Source organism: Saccharopolyspora shandongensis (assembly GCF_900106995.1).
Taxonomy (GTDB): domain Bacteria; phylum Actinomycetota; class Actinomycetes; order Mycobacteriales; family Pseudonocardiaceae; genus Saccharopolyspora; species Saccharopolyspora shandongensis.
On the sequence record NZ_FNOK01000023.1, the window covers coordinates 91,595 to 111,547 of the forward strand.

1 protein-coding gene (running past one end of the window) is annotated in these 19,953 nt (G+C 68.2%); it reads left to right on the plus strand.

Annotated elements, in window-relative coordinates:
- On the plus strand, positions 1-19,953 hold the 5' portion of the coding sequence (locus tag BLW84_RS23840) for a DnaJ domain-containing protein (protein ID WP_177226653.1). It continues 8,547 nt past the right edge of the window; the window shows 19,953 of its 28,500 coding nt (coding positions 1-19,953); the start codon lies at positions 1-3; the stop codon falls past the right edge of the window.

The following is a 19,953-nucleotide window of genomic DNA, read 5'->3' on the forward strand; positions in this document are numbered from 1 at the left end:
ATGGGTGAGATCCAGATTCCTGAGGATGGGTTCTGGGCGCCTATTTACTATTCGATGTACGTGCTGGTCGGTAATAAGCCGCCGAAGGTGATTTCGAATGACATGTACGCGTTGGCCCGGGAGGCGCGGGAGAACGCGGATGCTTATGTGGCGATCACGAACAACGTTGCCGCGTTGTCCTCTGGTGTGTGGGCGAATCTGGAGGGTGAGACGGCGAATGCGTTCGGCGATCATATTAAGGGGTTGACTCAGCCGGTTCAGGCGCAGGCGGCTGCGATGCGGTATACGGCTGATTTGGTGGACAAGTTCGGGTTGAACGGGGAGGAGGCCGAGTACGAGATCCTTATCGCGCTGGCGTTTTTCGCGTCGACGATCGCTTCGCTGTACATGATGGGGCCGCCGGGGTGGGCGATGGTTCCGGAGTGGATTTCGGCTGGACGTCAGTTCATCACTGAGATCATTGCGGTGGCGAAGCAGCAGGCGAAGTTGCTGTCGTCGTATTTGCAGTTGGGGTGGCAGGGCGTTCATGAGTTCGCTCAGGAGATGTTCGAGGCGTTCTTGCCTCAGGCGTTCACGACGGGGAACGGTAACCGCAGGCACGGTTGGGATGTCGATGACATGCTCATCGAGGGTGCTGTCGGGGGCTGGGCCGGGATCAATGGTTCGTTGTTGCATCGTCTGGCGAGGATGAACAAGCACACGGACAACTTCGTGCGCAAGCCGCTGGGGGCGGGGCAGCTGGATGCTGCTTCGGAGATGCCGGCCGAGGGCATTGTGATCACGGCGATCGGCGGCGATTTCGACGCGTTCGGGACTTATATTTCGAGTGTTTCGATGGGCTCGATGGAGAAGGACGCGCATAACAGGGCGGTGGAGAGGCAGAACAACCGGAACAAGAACAATTCGCCGGCCGGGGGCTCGAACCAGCCGCCGCCGCCGGCCTACAACCCGGACGGTAAGGGCCTGCCTGGCGACACGGAAACTCCCGGCGGAGGACCGGATTCGAAGGTGCCGCCTGTTGGGTCGGATTCGAAGGTGCCGCCTGTTGGGTCGGATTCGAAGGTGCCGCCTGTCGGGTCTGATTCGAAGGTGCCGCCCGTTGGGTCGGATTCGAAAGTACCTGTGGATTCCCCGGCTGGGAAGCCTTCCGATGTTCCGCCGCCTCCGTACTCGCCGCGTGGTGAGGCGCCGCCGTCCAATGAGGTGTCGGGGAACGAACAGCCCCCGCCTGCCTACCAGCCCCCGGGCGAGGAACCGCCGCCCGCGTACCAGCCCCCCGCGGCGGAGCAGCCTGCGGGCTCCCCGCCGCCCGCTTCGGTGCCCCCGCCTGTGGGTGTTTCGCCCGTGGTGTCTCCGCCGCCTGCGTCGGCGCCTCCCGCTGGGTCTCCGCCACCCGGTTCGGCTCCGCCGCCCGCAGGCGTCTCGCCTGTGGGGTCTCCACCGCCTGGTTCGGTCCCGCCGCCTGTGTCGGCTCCGCCGGTGGGGTCTCCGCCGCCGGGTGTCGGCGGGGAAGCGTCGCCGCCTGTGGGTATCGAGACCGGGCCGGTTTCGGTGGAGCAACCGGCCGGACAGCCGCCGGTTTCTGGTGGGCCGCAGGACGTCGGTTCGGGTAAGGGCTTGCCCGGTTTCGATACGACGACGCCGCCCGGAGTCGCGCCGCAGGGCGTGGGTCCGGCCGTCGGTGACCAGAATCCCCAGGCCCAGCAACCGTCCGCGGAGCAGCCGCCGGTGCGGCATACGCCCGTCGAGCAGCCGCCGAACCAGCAGTTGCCGGGGCTGCAGTCGCCGAATCAGCAGGTTCCGGGGCAGCAGTCGCCGGAATTGTCGACGTCTGGTCAGCAGAACGCTGGTCAGCGTGGCCTTGACCCGAACCCGGCGTCGCTTGAGCGCGATCAGCCGCGAGTGGACCAGCGGGAGCAGGACGGAAACGCGTCTGCGCAGCTCCGCCCGGCCGGTCAGCAGGCTGGGCCGGGGCAATCGTCGGGGACGCCGAGCGTCACGCCCACGACGTCTGGTCAGAGCAGTAACTCGCAAGTGCCTTCGAATCCCGTCGGCACGCCGAGCACCTCGACCCAGGACGTGTCCCGGGACAAGTCCGGCCAGCCGGCCATCGGTCATCAGGACGGCCCGTCTCGGCCTTCGGCGCAGCTGTCCTACGAATCGCCGACGGATGAGACGTCGACCGGGAACCAACCCCTGACCCAGCGCGACGCGCCGTCCACTGTGCCCTCCGGCAGTGATCAGAAGACGAGTTCGACGACGTCCGGCAGGGCCGGGGCGTCGAAGAGCGGTGGTGAGCCGCGGTTGCAGGTGGCGCCGGAACAGCCGGTGGTGCCGGTGGAAGGCCCGCCCGTTGATGACGAAGGTTATGTGAGCGGGGACGAGTCCAGCGACGACGGGAACGCGTCGTTCGTCCAGGATGCCCCGGTGTCGGTCGCGGACCAGCCGGCGGGTGCTGTTCCGGTGGTGGCGCCGGTGAAGGACTCGTTCGTCGATGAAGGTTATGAAAGTGGGGACGAGTCCGATCCCGACGTAGATGTCCAGAGCCCGTCGGAGACTCCGGCCGAGACGGCTTCGCGCGATCTGTCCGAGTTCGAGCACTGGCAGGGCCCGCTGCCCCAGGTGGTGTCGCTGGAAAGCTTCCCGAACGATGTCGCCGCGGAAGCGTTCATGCGGCGGGAGTTCCCCGAGGCCGGCAAGGTGAACCGGGCGCCGGAGGGCAACACCGATCCCACGCTGGCGGATGATGCGCCTGGGCGCCGGATCAACTGTGGCGTTGCCACGATTCAGGAATTCCGCAGCAGGAAGCACGGCCGGCAGTTCCACGCCGGCCCGGTTTCCCAGGAAATGTCGCTGCGCGAGATGCACGACTACTTCGGCGCGCGGCTCAAGGAGCAGAAGGGCGGTCCGTCCACTCTCGACAAGACCATTCTGGACACCTGGGATCCTGGTGCGCAGGGAGTCGTGTACATCAGGTCTCCCAAGGGCAAGGGGCACTTCTTCTTCGCGGAGAAGAACGACGCAGGCCGGGTGACCTATGTCGATTCCGAGGATCAGAGAGGGCGTCCGGCTTTCCTGCCGCAGGATCCCGACAACAGGATCCTTTTGCTGTCGATCCCGCCGGGGCACTCCGCCGGCCCGCTCAAGACCGCGTCCCCAGTCGTCGGCGACGCAGGTCCCGCACCGGCTGCCACCGACATCGATGATTCTTTGACCGGCGGGGCTGGGGAGGAGTTCTCCCGCCCGGAGGGTGCGGAGCGGCTGGGGGACTTCCACGTCAGCCGTCAGGACGGTCAGCGGCACAGCATCGGCGACGCCACGGTCAACCAGCAGGTTTCTTCGGGGCGGCGGCGTTTCGATCCGCCGGAGGAGCGGCTGGCGTACTACCTCGCCGCTGTGGAGGGCGGTGAGCGCGAGACCATGCACGCGCGCCGGTCCGTGGCGCTTGCCGAGTTCGGCCGGCCCATCCCCAGTCCGAAGCTGGTCGACGTGGACGAGCGGACCGCCGACTACCGGCCGCATCCCACGAAACCGGAGAGCGAGGCCCCGGAGTCCGGGGGGCATTTCCACAATCTCTACGGGCGGGATGACGCGGGCAGTGTCGCCGTGATGATGGAGAACTACCGGGCCAGGGGGGAGAGGTACACCGCCAGCGAGGCGTTCATCCATCAGTGGTCGAAGGCGGAGGCGCTGTTCAATGGGGTGACCAAGGCGAGGGAGATCGACAAGCGGGCTCCGAAGCTGTTCGGCAGGACGACGACACCCGAGGACGTTCCGGATCGGCTTCCGGACACCATCTTCCGGCAGAATATCTCCGGCACGGCGGCGAAGGAAGTCTTCGGCAACTTGCTGGCCGGCGGGAGCGGTGTGGACTTCGATGCCCACGATGATGTCCACGCCGAGGTCATGAAGACGGTGAACGGCAAGTCCACGAAGAACATCGTGGACACGTTCAACGAGTTGAAACAGCTGCCCGAGGACCAGAAGTTCCACATCTCGGGTGGTGGTGTCAGGCGGGACGGCTCGGGCGGCTTCCAGTTGCGGTTCGACATCAGCAGGGTTCATGCCGGGACCGTCCGGCAATCCCCGCGCGGGGACAAGGCGCGGATTGTCCAGGGCGACCACGCTCGGCGTGAGCCGAGCCATTGGGGTGGCGCGTCGTCGTCGGTGAAGCTCGACGACAACGCGGCCCGCGGCACTGAGCAGGCTCCGGTTGGGGAGCAGGCCAAGCCGACGGTCGACGCGTTGATGTCGTTGGACGCGCGCGACGTGCTGGGCCAGCAGAGCCCGTCGGAGGCTCCGGCCGAGAATCCGCAGGGTAGGAGCGGCTTTGCTGGTGCCCCGCCGAACACCGGCCACCAATCCGCGGCGACGGACTCCTTGACCAAGGCGAAGGAGATCATCGACGGCTACCTCGACGTAATCGCGGATGTGACGGGCAAGAAGCGGCTCGGCGCCGACCTTCTCCTGGCGAAATGGCTGAACAAGAAACCAGCAGACATGAGCCGGGAGGAGCGGGGCGTTGCCCAGTTGCTCTCCCGCGCGTATGGCGGTGGACCTCGTCCGGCGGCGGACGCCGGACAGGTGGACGCGGCGGTGCACATCCTCAAGGGGATGGAGCAGGAACTCGCCGTCCGGAAGATCACCGCCACGGCGTTCGCGGATTCGTGGAGCGCGCTCGGGAATTCGGTGCGCTTCGGGACCGAGTTCACCTTCAAGCAGGAGAGCATCAACGGGCTCGTCGTCACCTCCCCGCCGACGGACAAGGAAGGGAAGAAGCTCCAGGAGCAGATCTCGAAGAAGGCCGCGCGCTTGATCAACGACTGGGCCAAGCGCGTGGAAGCGGACGCCCGCACCCTCAAGGGCCAGGGCATCGACTTGGAGGTGGAGACTTCCAGCGACGGCAGGAAGTTCACCTACACCAAGGACGGCGAGACCTGGTGGTGGGCGGTGAGCCTGGACGACGGCTGCCTGGAGACGAAGACGAAGCCCGTCCCGGCGGCTGCGTTCGAGCGGGGCTGGATCGCCACGATCGTCGACAACGACATCTTCAAACAGGCCAAGGGCTTGGGCTTCGAGATCGACAAGTCCGTGCACGGCGGCGGCGGGCATCTGTCGGTCGATGCGAATACCGCGTTCGGTGGCAGCCCGGAGCTGTTCCTGACCACGATCAAGAGCCTCCAGGACGGGCACCGGGACTGGAAGGAAGCGTTCCAGAACGCCGAAGACCTGGCGAACTCGCCCTGGCTGAGCGATTTCCCCCCGCCGGCCGGCAAGAGCGGCAGCAATGCGCTGGAAGCGTTCGGGACCGAAATCCAGGGATTGATGGCGAAGGTCCGCACCGGGCACCTCGACATCCCGGCCGCGACCGCTGCGATCAACGAGTTCAACGCGAGCCTGACCAACCCGGCGTTGGATCACCTCAACATCAGCGACGCCGCCAAGGCCAACATCCGCAGCGCTCCCTCGCACTACCAGGCGATCAACGTTGAGCACATGACGGATCGCGACCTCGGCAGCCGGAGGCTTGAGCTGAGGGACATCCCCGCGCAGGACGGCCGCGCGGAGCTGCTGAAGCAGTTCCGCTACGTCCTCGACCGGATCCAGGCCGTCCGCGGCGAGGTCCGCGCCGAGCAGCAGGACCGCATCAGCGAGCTTCGAGACCGCAAGGCCGGGCCGGGTTCCACGACAGGGGGCCGGCCGGAGGGAACGACCAGGGCTGGGCGTCCCACCGGTTTCGGTGGTGCGTCGTCGGTGTCGGTGGGTGCGGCGTCGGTGCGGCCGGGTGTGGTGTCGGCGGAGTCGTTCGAGGGTGATCCGGCCGGCGAGGCTGCGTATGTGCGTGAGAATTTCGGGGGTATGGAGGGGATCAACCGGGACAAGTATGTCGCGGGTGTTGCGGGGCATGAGACGAATTGCCTGCCGTCGTCGGTTCAGGCGTTGAACCGGGAGATGCATCCGGATCGGGCGGCGGAGTTCGTGGCCGGTCCGAGTGGTGTGGTGCATCGGGATGAGGTGTCGAAGACGGGCCTGCCGCCGATGGCGAAGCAGGACCGGGGTTATGACGATGTGACGGATTTCGTGGCGGGCAAGGACGCCGATGGCGCGTATGGCCTGGTATATGCGGATTTCGGCGACGGGGAAGGGCATTTCTTCACCGTGCACAAGCGCGGTGGGGATGTGGTGTTCTACGACGCCGAGGCGCATTCGCTTGTGCGGTTGGGTTCTCCGGTGGAGGTGTGGTTCTCGCCGGTGACCTCGGACAAGGTCCTGACCCCGGTGTACACACCGTTCGACAGCGACCAGGATTCCGACGACGAGTTCTTCGACGCCCGGTCGACGCCGGCCGAGGATTCCGAATCGGCTCCGGTCAGCTCGGAGGTCAGGCAACCGTCCGGTTTGGGCGGTGGTTCGCGGCGTTACCGGGGCGAGGATGACGCAGGGCGCCCGGTCAAGTTCGGGCGTGATGAAGTGGCGGTGACGGGGATCGATGCAGGCGAGATGAAGCTGGTCTCCGCGCTGCCGGACATCGGTCTTGCCAACAAGGTGAAGCGCTGGGTGCGAGGTGTCCGCGACGCCACGTTCACCGTGGTGCGTACGTTGCCCGGCGAATCAGCGGCCAAGGCCGTGGAGAACAGCCCGGCTCGTAACGGCGAAGTGACCATGAAATTCCACGGTGCGGTGGTTCTGGCGGTCAACGCCCGGGGGGACGGCAGGTACGCGCTGCCCGTCCGCACCGATAGCGGGGAACTCCGGGTCTGGGTGGATGCGAAGACTGCTGCGCAGGCGCTCGTGGCCCATTCGAAGAGCATCCGCCGAGCCAACTCCGTGCTACTGCTGCTATCGGGACCCTATTCGCCCGATGCCCCGGTGAAACTCGGTCGAGAGCTGGCCGCTGCCGAGCCTGAACTCTTGGTGAACACCGGTGACGGCCCGATGGAACTGCAACGCGGTGGACGCCTGGTCGTGCTGGACAACGGCGGAATGCTGACCTTCCGTGGCACCACGGACATCGCTTATGGCACGACCCGCTTCTCGCGGGCCGAGATCGACGAAATCAATGGACGGTCAACGGTTCGGCCGGAACGGGAGACCCGGCCTCGCGCGGATTCCCGTCCGTACGATCGGCCCGCTCCCCAGCCCGTACCCAGGCCGGAGCCGGAGTTCCGGCCTAGCGCGGATTCCCGTCCGTACGATCGGCCCGCTCCCCGGCCCGCGCCCCAGCCGGCTGCGCCCGAGTTGTACCCCGGACTGAATGATTCCAACCGTTCCGTCACTTTCGCTCGAGAAGATGCGAAGTTCGGCTCGCTGCGCGACGCGGACGGGCGGCGTGGTTTCGAGTTGCTGGCGGATCCGGCGGAAAGGACGAAGTTCCGCGATTGGGCCAAGGGCATCCGGGGCCCGATCCGCGTGGTGCGCACCATGCCCGGTGAATCGGTCAGCCAAGCAAGGCTCATGAACGGGCCCCGGCCCAACAGCGAGATCGCAGACTCTCCCTTCGCTAACTCACTGGTCCTCGCGGTCCGTCCCGTCAGACACGGGTTCATGATCCCGGTCGACCCCGCCAGAGGCACCACCGAGATCTGGGTCACCGGAACCACGTTGGCGAACTTCCTCGCCGATTCCGAACGGGTCCATGAAGCCATTCGGCTCCGGGGATTCGATTCGCTGTTGCTGCCGGTGCACGGTGCCTCGCAAGCAAGCGGCGTCAGGGACCTGACCGCTCGCTTGCACTGGCGCGGGCTTCCGTTGCGGGTGTTCACCGCGGACACCGAGATGGGGCTGGCGTCTGGTGGACGCATCGGGGCCAGGGACAACGGAAATTGGCAGGGCTATTACGACCAGGCGACTCCGTCCAACACCGGCACGGGGCCGGAGGTCCTGTCCTACTTCTGGGCGGAAGGCGGTTACTCGACCGCCGAACTGCGCGACGAGATTCGCCGGCGTGAAGCGAACCACTCGGAGCCGCGCCCGCGCCCGGACGCACCCGGTGCGCGACCGACCGCGTCTGGCTCGCGGCCGAGCACATCCGACGCGCGACCGGCTCCGGAGAGCCCGCCGACGGACCCCTACGAGGTGCTGGGTGTCGAGCGTGGTGCGCCGTTGCACCGGATTGAGCGGGCGTTCGAGCGGCTGCGATTGGCGGGTCTCTCGGACGCTGAATGGCGGCGGATCGAAGAGGCATTCGCCAAGATCAACAAGAATCCGCCGCGCGATCCCTACGAAGTGCTGGGTGTCGAGCAAGATGCGCCGTTGCACCGGATCGAGCGGGCGTTCGAGCGGCTGCGATTGACGAATCTCTCCGCCGCGGAGCGCCAGGACGTCGACGATGCGTACGCCAAGCTGACCGAGCGTGCCTACGGCGGCCAGAGCGAGGAGTCCTCCGGCGCGCAGCCGCGTCCCGAGTCGACCTCCCGGCCCACCGGTCAGCCGCCGAAACCCGAGCGGAAGTCCAAGCCGGAACGGAAGCCGGAATCGAAGACCAAGGCGGAGTCGAAGCCTAAGCCGAAGCCCACCGGGCGGCCCGAGAAGGAGGCGCCTCGCCCCGAGGCGGGGACGTCGCGGCCCGGCCCGGCCGGGTCGAGTTCTGAGCCGAAGCCATCGGGCCGGAGCGAGCAGGCCGGGTCTCGCCCGGGTGCGGAGTCGTCGCCTGGGCAGGAGGCGCCGGGGACAGGTCAGCAGCCGGGACAGCAGGACGGGCCGAAGCAGTCGTTCGCGGATCCGGAGAAGTACTACGACGTGCTGGGTGTCGATCGGGACGCGCAAGCCGCCGATATCAAGAAGGCGTACCGGAAGCTGGCCGTGAAGTGGCATCCGGACAAGAACAAGGCCCCTGAGGCCGCGGACAACTTCAAAATGATCAATGACGCCAACGAGGTCTTGTCAGATCAACAGAAGCGGCAGAGGTACGACGACAAGCTCAAACTGGACGAGCTGCGGGCGAAGTTCCAGCGGACGCACCCGCAGTCGAATCCGTGGGATTTCCCGGCGCCGGGGCCGAGCGATTGGGGTGTCCCGCGCCGCCCCACCGCCCCGGGGAGTGGCGGGAACTATCGCAGCGACGGCACGTCCCGCCATCGCCGGCACAGCCGGGGACCGAGTTGGTTCGGTTTCGGTGGTGCGTCGTCGGTGCGGCCGGGTGTGGTGTCGGCGGAGTATGTGCAAGAGCATCAAGAGCTTCTCGAACTCATGCGCGGGGTGAACAAGGACAACTTCGATGGCGATGTCGACGGCGATCTGGGGTATCGGACGAATTGTGCTGCGGCGACGATTCAGCTCTTGAACCGGTTGGCGCATCCTGATCGGGCCAGGGAATTCGTGGCCGGGCCGAGTGGGAAGGTGCATCGGGATCGGATCGAGGGTTCGGGTCTGAGGTATGTGGGCGAGTTCTCGGGAGTTGCCGATGTCGAGGAATATGTGTCACGCCTGGAGCGCGGCGCGTCCGGCATGGTGCTCGCGTATTACCCTGACGGTGGCCATTATTTCGCGGCTGTCAAGAAAGATCGCCCCATTTTCCTGAATGCTCAGGAGGAGAGCCAGCAGATCTGGGGTTCTCCGTCGAAGGTGGAGTTCTGGGAGGCTCCCCGGGGTGTGGTGCTGACACCGATGTACTCGCCGGTCGGCATGCGCTCGGCGGCCGAACGAATGGCGGAGCCCGATTCGGTTCCTGACAGCCGGGGCGGGAACGCGCATCAGCCCAGCCTGACGCCTGGCGAGGCCGCCGTCCTTTCCGACTCGGTCCCGGAAAGCGAGTGGTGGCGGTTCTACATCAACCCCAAGGACCACGAGGCGGCAATCGAACGATTCCCGGACAACCCGGGCGTCTACTACGACCGGGACAGGTCCCCTGGTTTCCAGGAGACGATGCTCGCGGCGTACCGGGACGTGCTGGACACCCGCAACGGGATCGACAAGCGGGTGGACGCCGCGGAGTTCGAGCGGATGCACGGGCTGGTCACGCGCAACTTCACCGGCGAGGCGCAGGCCGAGCTGCGGTGGTCCGACGGTGGGGTCACGAACCACCCACTGAGTGCCAACGGCGTATCCCCAGAAATCCTCGAGGAGAAGGTCGCAGGCCGCCCTCTGGTCTACGACATGGGTACGCACGACTGGAGCAAGAAGCAGAACCTCGACCCGCCGCCCATCACGATCATCGACCGGCAGTCGTTCGGCAACGCGGCACTGCGAACGAACCACGGCAAGGGTGAAACGCCGAAGCTGGTCGATGCGGTCTTCGACCGGTACTACCAGGAAATCGGCGATGCCGGTAACAACGCTGACCTGAAGCTCGCCGCCATCACGCGGGCGGTTCGTGCGCTCCACGTGCTGCACCCGTTCACCGACGCCAACACGAGACTGGCCGTCCAGCTGCTGTTGCCCAAGCTCATGCTGCAGCAGGGCTTCCCGCCGGTGGTGGCCAATGGCAGGGAAAGGTTGTTCTCCGGCGGCTACTCGACCGCGGAGATAGTGCACTCGCTGCGAAACGAGGTGCTCACCAGCGAGGTGACCGCGGCGCGGGCACAGTTCGACCGCGCCGTTCGGACTCAGGAAGACCCGGGAGAAGAAGCGCTCGAACGGCTCACCAACGCGATCAACAACGAGGCCTCGCGGGACGCTGAGAACCGCCTGGGATCGTCCGCCGACGAATCCCGATGGGGCGGGGGGCCCAGCCGCTCGGAGCCGCCGGGTACGGGCAGCGGCAGGGACCCGGAGCACAGCGGAACGATTTCCGACGCGCAGGACCCGGACTCTGTCGACGCTGGTCGGACGGCCCAGCCGGCCACCGACGAGCAGGCCCGGTCGACGGAGAGCCGGCACGTGGTGGGCGATTCACGGCCGGAGGCACCGGAGGACACCGCCGGGAGCCGCGATGACGCCACCGAGCACCAGCGCGACGAGATTGCGAGCATCGAGAACCGCGACGATGCCGAAGTCACCGAGAACCGCGACAGCGTGCCGGCGCAGCAGGGCGACGACACCGAAGTCACCGAGAACCGCGATGACACCGACGTAGCGGGGCGTACCACCACCGAACCCGCTCCGCGCGGCTGGCGGCGGCTCCTGCCGCGCTACCTGCGCCGCAACCGGGGTCTCGGTGCGGGCAAGCAGCTCACCCGCACCGAAGGCGCCGACCGGGTGGTCGCCGCCGCCAAGAGCTTGGTGACCGGCGAGCCGACCGCCCAGGAGATCAAGGACCTGCGGGCGGCCGTGGAGAACGAGTTCGAGTCCTTCATGGGCGACGGCCGGGAAATGATCCTGGACGGGCAACGCGTCCTGGTCCGGGCCGAAGTGGACTTGTCGCACGCCGAGCCGACCGACGCGGACGCGGGGACGAGTTCGGCGAGCGTCGAGCAGACGCGGGCCTCCACCGTCGGAACCTCGGCCAGCCGCACCCCGATGTCACGGTGGCTCTACTTCGTCCCGATGGTTCCGGGCCTGTTCCTCACCGGCTCCGTCAACGCGCCGACGGCCGCGGCGACCTCCCACGGCTTTTCGCAGCAGAATTCGCAGCGCGTGCAGACCCGCGTCTCGCTCCCGAAGAACTCGACGAGCGAGACGGGCTTCCAGGGGATGCGCTCGGTGCGCGCCCCGGCGACGTTCACCCTCAACCGGCTCGGCGCCGATGGGGAACCGACCCTGCCCAAGATCTGGGTCGGCCGGGCAGTGGGTCGCGACGACACCCCGGTGTCGGTCGAGCTGAGCGTGCCCATCGGACTGGACGGCGACGGCACCGAGATCCCGACGCCGCCTTCGGAGCTGCCCGCCTCGGTGATCGAGGCAGCCGACGTCCAGCGCAGGGACGTGTTCGACCGGGCCCACCAGTACGTCGGCCCGCTGAGCAAGGCGGGCCGGAGCACCCTCCGGAAGTTCGTCGGCTCCCGCAACATCGAGGAACGCCTGCCGGAGATGGCGGTGACCCCGGAACAGGCCGCGCGGGGCGACGGCTGGGTGTCCTCGCCCGCGTTGCTGCCGGAGGGAAATCCGCTCAAGCGGCTGCTGAGCACCAAGGGCCGGCGGGTGCAGATGCGCGTCGTCGCCCGGCGCGTCTACTTCGACCAGGACATCGACGGAGCGCAGTTCGAGGAAACCACCTCGGAGACCGCCGCCACCGAGGGCTCCTACGAGGCGAGCCACGACGCGAGCTTCGCGATCTCGGGAGGCCCCGGCTACGACGTGGGCATGGTGTCGGTCGGCGGCGGTATCCACACAGGCGGGGGGCGGGGCACCAGCCATGCGCAGGGCCAGGGCCGCGCGACGGGTGCCGAGACCACTCGTTCCTACACAGGTTCGCTGACCCGCTACTACACCCGCTACGACTTGCAGGTTCGCAAGCCCGGCCACGCTCCGATCACGTTCACCGGTGCCGTGAACGCCCGCCACTGGGCGAAGCAGGCGGACGCGGAGCGCGCCGGCATCAGCGCCGCCGCGGTGGGGAAGGCACCCGGACGCCAGGAACTGACCGACACCGCGGCCCGCGCCGCATTGCAGCTCGACGAGGCCAGCGGACTGCTGAGCAAGATCATGCGGGACTCCACGGCCGAACTGCCCGGACACCACCGGTGGAAGTGGCGGGACACCAAGTTCGTCACCGAGTTCGACGACTCCGCCCTGGCCGACGGCATCCCCGCGAAGTACGAGCCGAAACTGGCCAGGGGCGAGGAGATCCGCAGCGAGATCACCGCCGAGCAACTGGCCCGCCACGCACCGGACATCCTGGCCGACCGCCACCCCCTGGTGCTGGACCTAGAACCGGAACCCGGGCGGGCCCACGACTACCACGCCACGCTCAAACTGCACGCGAGCCTGGAAGGCGACCTGGTCGACCTCGGCCCCGCCGACGGCCCCACCACGGCCGAGGAGCTCTCGGAGGTGACCAGCGGCAGCTACACACAAGGCCGGAACTGGATGCTCGCCGGCGGCTTCATCGCCCGCGTGTACTCGTCGCTGCTGAGCTCGGAGATGCTGACCATCACCCAGCGGATCTCCTTCAACCGGTCGAAGAAGTCCGGAACGGCGCAGGAGACCGAGCTTTCCAGCGGCGGCGTGCGCGGCGCGGAACTCGACGAGTCCGGCGAGGTGCGGCCAGAACCGTTGCGGCGGTACCGGGCGCGGGTGAAGCTCAGCGTTTCCGGAAACCACTGGTCCCGGCACAACGCGCTGATCCGCGGCATCTCGGTCGGCCTCCCCGGGAAGAAAACCCCGCAGCTGCACGAGCTGACGATCGTGGACCCCTCGGCCGCCGAGCAGGGCCGCGAACCGGGCACGGTCACCGTCGACGTGGTGCTCGAACTCCCCGCCTCCTACGGCGCTCTGAACGCCGACGTGGCACCGGTCAACGGCACGCAGCTCGACGACGTCTCGATCAACTGGAGCAAGGAGCTCGGCCGCGGTGCGTCCCGAAAGCTCGACGGCGTGCGGATCGTGTCCTTCAAGGGGCTGGAGCACGTGCGCGACAAGCTGCGTTCGCTGCTGGTGCGGGCCTCGAACGACCCGATCTACCAGTTCGAGGACGGCGACAACTCCGGCCTGATCGACCAGACGTTCTCGTTGAAGGCGCTGCGCGGCGACTGGCGGGCCTTCAACCGCAAGTTCCGGCTGAACGGATTGGGCTGGAACCGCAGGCGGACGAGCGCGGTGGGCAAGGCCGCGGTGTCCTTCACGCTGCGCGACCCGGAGGTGCTTGAGACCGTCTGGCAGCAGTCGAACCGGTCGGCGGTCGGCGGCAGCACCACCAGCAGCGAACTCGGCGGCACCTGGACCGCAAGCGTCAAGATCGAACCCTTCTTCGGCCCGTCCAGCGAGACCTCGAACCACACCCCCGGCACGATCACCGGCGGCATGGGCCTGCTCTTGAGTGAGCTGAACCCGTGGATGGGCAGCTTCAGCCGCGAGAAAGGCCACAGCACCAAGGTTTCCCACGGGCGCTCGGTGTCCGGGGAACCCCGCCGCATGCACCGGATCATCGCCACCGTGGAGGCGACGATGGCGGCCGAGACGGTGGACTGGAGCAACCTGGACCGTTGGAAGCTGTTCAGGCCGAAGGTCGGCGAGGTCGCCGCGAGCTCGGCCATGTCCGTCGCGCTCGCGCCCATCATGGCGCTGTTCAAGCCGAAGACGGGCCGGGCCGCCGAGCGCTTCGAGCTGCCGCGTGCGGCAGAGGTGTGGGTCACCGACGAGCAACTGCACGAGATCCGGATTAGGCAGGCCCAGGAGGACGCGCGGCGCGCCGCCGAGACGCCCGCGCAGGAACCGCCGGCGCTCCCGGAGCAGGATGTGCCAACCGATGCCGACGAGCTCAGCCCCGTACCGGAGGGGCACCACGTCGGCGCCCCGAAGTGGGCCGACGGCGTCACCGAGCCGATCGACCTCTACGACGAAACCATCGATGCGCTGCGCGACGGCCTGGTGCAGCGCCTCGGCCAGGAGCGGGCCGACCGGCTGCTGCCCCCCTCGTCGTTGCAGACCGAACACGACAACTCCGGCGAGGTCGAGCGGTACCTGTCGCAGTTCCAGGCATCCCTGGGCGATCTCGCCAACGGTGGCACCGGCACCCCGCTGCGGTTGCAGGACCGGATCACCGGTGAGACCTACGAGCTGCGGGTGGACGCCGAGCTGTTGAGCACGCCGACGCCGAACGGGATCAAGCACGGCAGGCTGACGAGGTTCACCAAGGCGACGTTCCAGGAGAGCTCCAGCCGCAAGGTCACCAGGGTGCTGGCCGAGATGTTCACCGTCTTGCTGCCCGCCGGGATGTTCCAGAACGACTCCGCCGTGGCGGATGCCGCGGCGAAGCCCGGCGACCACGGCGCGACGTACGCGAACTTGGGCTTCGGGCTCGGGCACGCGTTCGAATGGCTCAAGCAGGTCCGGGAGACCCGAAACGTTCGCACGACCGAGCACGTCCACACCGAGACGGTGGAGGGCGCGCTGGCCGAGCACCGCGCGGAGTTGTTGTTCGACGTGCGCATCGAGCGGAATGGCGAGCGCATCGCGGCGGCACCTGCCGTCCGCACCGTCACCGCGCACACCCCGGTCGAGGACACCGCGGTTTCCGATGCCGGGGAGAAATCACGCGGGGGCAACGTTGTCGTGCGCTCCGCCGAGGATGCGAACGAGCAACGCATCGCGGAGTGGCGCGCCGCCGACAACCCGGCGGCCCTGCCGGACGACCCGAACAAGTCCCGGGTGATGGACTTCAAGGGCGATGTCGCCGACCTGGTCCGCGCGGCGGAGCAGGCCATCGAAGCGGCGGGCGGCAAGGTCGATTCGCACACCCGCCGGATGCTGCGCGCCGAACTCACCCCGAGCCGCGTGAGCGCGATCCAGGGCACTCACGGCACCGAGGCGGTGCCGCTGGAGCTGCCGCCGGGTCTCGGGCTGAAACTGGGCGTCTACCCGAAGCTGCCCGGTCATGGCGAGCTCAGGGGCGTCAGCGACCGCATCCGCATTGCCGGCGCCAAGACGCCGCACGGCATGTCGGAGACGAAGGTCGGCTCGGGCAATGCCAACATGCTGGCGGCGATTCCGCTTCTCGCGGCGGGCGCGCCCCAGCACCCGGACTCGGCCAGCTATCCCGACCGGAAGACGTTCGGCGGGATGAGCGGCTGGGCGCTGATGATGGAGCCGCTCGGCGCGCACAATACCGAGCACGAGCACCAAGATGCCGACGAGACCGGAGGCAGCGAGCTGCCCAGGGCAGGTGAGAAGCCCGCCACGGACGGGATCACCAGCGCCTGGTTGCACGGCGCCGGTTTCCGGTTCGTCGCCGAGCCGACGTCCAAGGTCAGCTTGCGGCGCACCGCCGTCGTGGACGTCGACTTCGCGCAGGGGTACGAGGTCCGTCGTACGGACCGGACCGATCTGCTGCCCGAGCCGCTGGTCGACGCAGCCAAGGAGCTCGCCGCGCGGGACGCGGAGTGGACGGCGGCCCGCGGCCGGTGGCGTGCCGCCGACCCGTTCGGGCTGAGCGATCGGGGCGGTGACCTGGGCAGCCAGGTGGACGCCGAGTCCGCCTTCCAGGATGCCGCCGAAGCCGAGCAGGCCGCCGCGGCGGCGTTCTGGCGGGCGAAGCAGGTCTACGAGCAGGAACTGGCGCACGCCCGGCAGGACCCGGGCCTCGGCGGCGTGGAACCCGACGCGCGCGTGGTGTTCCCCGCCGATGCGGACCGGCTCCCGTTGGCGGAGCGAAGCAAGCTGTACCCGCTGGTGAAGCAGGTGTTGGCCGCCCACGAGTCCGGTGCGCGGCCGACCGTGCGGTACCGGGTGCACGGTGATGTCGAATCTTCCCGCGCGGCCGACGATTTCTCCGCCACCGCAAAGGAATTGGGCCGCCTGCTCAAGCTGGCGCAATCGGCGACGCCGGGCGCCGAGCGGCTGGGTCACAGCGATCTCGGCTTCGACGTGGCGCCGCACTTCGTGCGCTCCGAGGGGCCGACGGAGGTGGAGGTGTGGCTCGAAACGCCGGACCGCACCGACTCCGAAAGGGCGTTCCGGGACCGCTACCCGCAGCTGTGGGGCGTGAACGCGGAGAACTACCGGCAAAACCGGCCGGGGCACACGGAGAACTGCGGGCTGGCGTTGATCGCGGCCGCGAAGACCCGCTCCGGCGGGGTAACGGTCACGGCCGACGCCTGCGGCCCGGTCACCGTGGCGTCGTTGCAGGAGGAGTTCGGCGAGCAGGCCGTCGCGGCGACCCGCGACCAGGTCGAGGCGCACATGGGCGCGGAGCCGGGTGCCTGGGGCGCGGTGTTCCTCCGCGGCCCGCGCGGCATGGTGCACGGCGTGTTCGTGGAGACCGGCGAGGACGGCCGCGTCAGGTACCCGGACGCGCACCAAGGCGAGATGGCCGAACCCGGACCGGATGACGTGGTGGGCTTCCTGCCGCTGACCGAGACCGGTGCGACGCCGTTGCGCGGCGCGGAGCTGGACCCGCACCTCCTGGTCGGGATGCCGAACCGGGATCCCGGTGGTGACGGTGGGAGCGGTCGGCGTCGGGCGGGTGGTGGTGCTCCGAGGGCGTCGTTGCAGCACGAGGATGCGGTCTTGTCGTCCGATCGTCGGGGCGAGTCCACGGCACAGGACTCCGGTGGTGGGAGCGGTCGGCGTCGGGCGGGTGGTGGTGCTCCGAGGGCGTCGTTGCAGCACGAGGATGCGGTCTTGTCGTCCGATCGTCGGGGCGAGTCCACGGCACAGGACTCCGGTGGTCGGAGCAATCGGCGTCGGACAGCTGGCGCTGCTCCGACGTCGTTGCAGCACGAGGACGCGGGTCTGCCGTCCGATCGTCTGGGCGAGTCCACAGCGAGGGATTCCCGCCGTGGTGGTCCGTTGGTGCGGCGCTGGGACGAGGGCTTGCAGGGGCACGACTCGGCGCCGGTCGAGCGGGTCGCGGACCTGACCTTCGCCGAACCCTTCGCGGGCGTCCGCGAAGGTACCGTCGACGGCTCCTTCATCGGCGCCTTCACCGGCAAGGTCTACGGCGTGGTCACGACCCGCGCGGAGGGCACCAGGTCCGTGCAGGGCAGCATCTCGGTCGACAACGCCATCATCCGCGGCACCATGATCGGCCGCTTCGAAGGACTGTCGGTGGGCACCGTCTACGGCACCATCCGCACCGACATCACCCGGCCCGCGTCGAGCGGTCCCGCTCCGGCGATCCGGTTCGGTTTCGACCAACAGGGCGCGCCCGTCGTCTTCGACGACCGCGACGTCGACGCCGAGGTGATGCGCACCGACGAGGACGGGGCGCCCGTCGTCAACCTCAGGTCGCAGGAGTCCGATGCCGTGCGCCAATGGGCGGCCGGGTTCGGGCGCATGCACGACGTCCTGCGCTCTCTCCCGGGCGAGACCACGTTGCGCTCGTCCTCAGTGCTGCTCCGCCCCGGAAGCTTCGCCCAGGCACCCTGGCGCAATCCAGGCTGGCTGTTCGTCGAATCGGACGGCGATACCTTCTCCGTGCCGCTGCGCCGCGGCGAACAGTCCGAAACCGTCGTCGTCGCGGGGGACGAACTCTGGCACGTCACCGAGAGCCGGGGCTGGTTCGAGACCCACGGTGACCCCGGGATCGTCCTGCTCCACGACCGCGACGAGAACTCCACAGGACTCAGGCTCTTCGCCCGCACCGGTCACGAGAACGGTGGCGACGCCACCGTTTTCGGCCCACGGGGTCCGTACGGGACCCTTCCCGCGAACGGGGAGGACCCGTCCGCGATCTGCGTCGGCGACAACCAGGGCTGGGAAAGCCATCGCATCGGGGGACGGCGGATCCTCCACGAGGAAACCCGTTTCTCGGCGGAGGAAATCGCTCAGATCTCCGCGATCGAACGAGCACTGACCAGCGCGGAGCAGGCGGGGCCTGCGGGATCATCGCTCGCGCACCTGTACCCCGAGACGCCGAGTGCGGACGGCGAACTGCACAGCGGGTACCGGCTGGACGACGGTCGGCCGTTCGAGTTCCGCAGCCGCGAGGTCGATCGTCTGCTTGTGGTGAACGCGCACCGGCAGGCACGGGTCCTCAGCTTCGGCACCCAGCCCACGTCGCACGAGGAGCTGGGCAGATGGGCGGAGGGCATGACGCGGGTGAGCCACGTGATGCGCACGATGCACCACGAGACCATCCCGGCCGCAGACCTCCACCTGAGCCGGACGAACGGGAACGTGCAGGCACCCTGGACCGTTGATCCGGTCTGGCTCGCCATCGGCATCCATGGCGACCGCTTCCACCTCCGGGTGGAGCGAGGCCCAGATCTCGTCGACGTCTCCGTCCCCGCCGACACCTACTACCGGATCCTCCGCGAGATGCCCGAATACCGGTCGCTGCGCGCCTACAACTCCAACTCCGACATCGTCCTGCTCACCAACGACATCGAGCAGGGCGCCACCGATCAGCTCGCCGGAGCGGCTCACCAGAACAACGATCCCGTCACCATCCACGTCGGAGGCGGCACGACGCTGGCCGTTCCGCCGGACCGCTCGCCCAACCGCGGTCGGTCCGCGATCACGGTCAGCCACAACGGCGGCTGGTTCAGCTACCGCCCGGACGGCACCATCGCCAGCTACACCTACACCCGGTTCTCGCCGGAGGAGATCGAGCACCTCAGCTCCTTGGGGGTGACCGACGTGGAGACGCCTCCGCCTTATGCGGATCCGCTGGCGGACCCACCCGCTTACACCGAAGCCGACCCCGACCTGCCGGTTGCCGGAACGTGGGCGTCGCTGCCCCCGGGTTCGGTGGTCACCGCCGCTTCCTTCCCCGACGAGGCGAGCGCGACCGAGGCCTACCGGGTTCGCTACCCGGCATTGCGGGGGGTGAACCGGAACGGCTACGCGCTGGGTGTGTTCGGACGAAGCCAGAACTGCGGGCCGGTGTTGATCGCGGCCGAGCGGACCCTCACCGGAGGTGTGATGGTCGTTGCCGACCCCGGTGGTCCGATGAACATCAGGTCGTTGGAGAAGGCTCTCGGTGCCACTGCGGTGGAAGCGACGTACGCGCAGGTTCTGACACTTACGCGCGACCAGCCGGAGGGCTCCTTCGGAGTTGCGCTCCTGCGGACGAACAGGTTCATGACGCACGGCGTGCTGGTCGAGAGCCGCGGAAACGAAGCCCCGGTAGCCGTGGACCCGCATCGCGAGACGATCGCGGATGTCGACCCGGGCGAGGTCATCGGGTACCTCCCACTCCCCGGCACCGGCGCGGCGCCGGTCGGTGGAAAGCGACTGGACCCGAGGCTCTTGGTCGGGGCGCCGGCCGGAAGCGGGACGAGCGGTGCGGATCCGCGCAGCGTGCTCGGCGAGCTGATCCAGCGGGTGAGCCAGGACAGCACCGCTGAGTCCGATTCGGAGTTCGATGCCGGTGCGCAGTCCGATTCGGATTCGGATTCCGATTGGGACATGGATGACGATCCGGACGTTCCTCTGCTGCAGGTTTCGGACTCCGAGGACGACGCGGACAGCGAC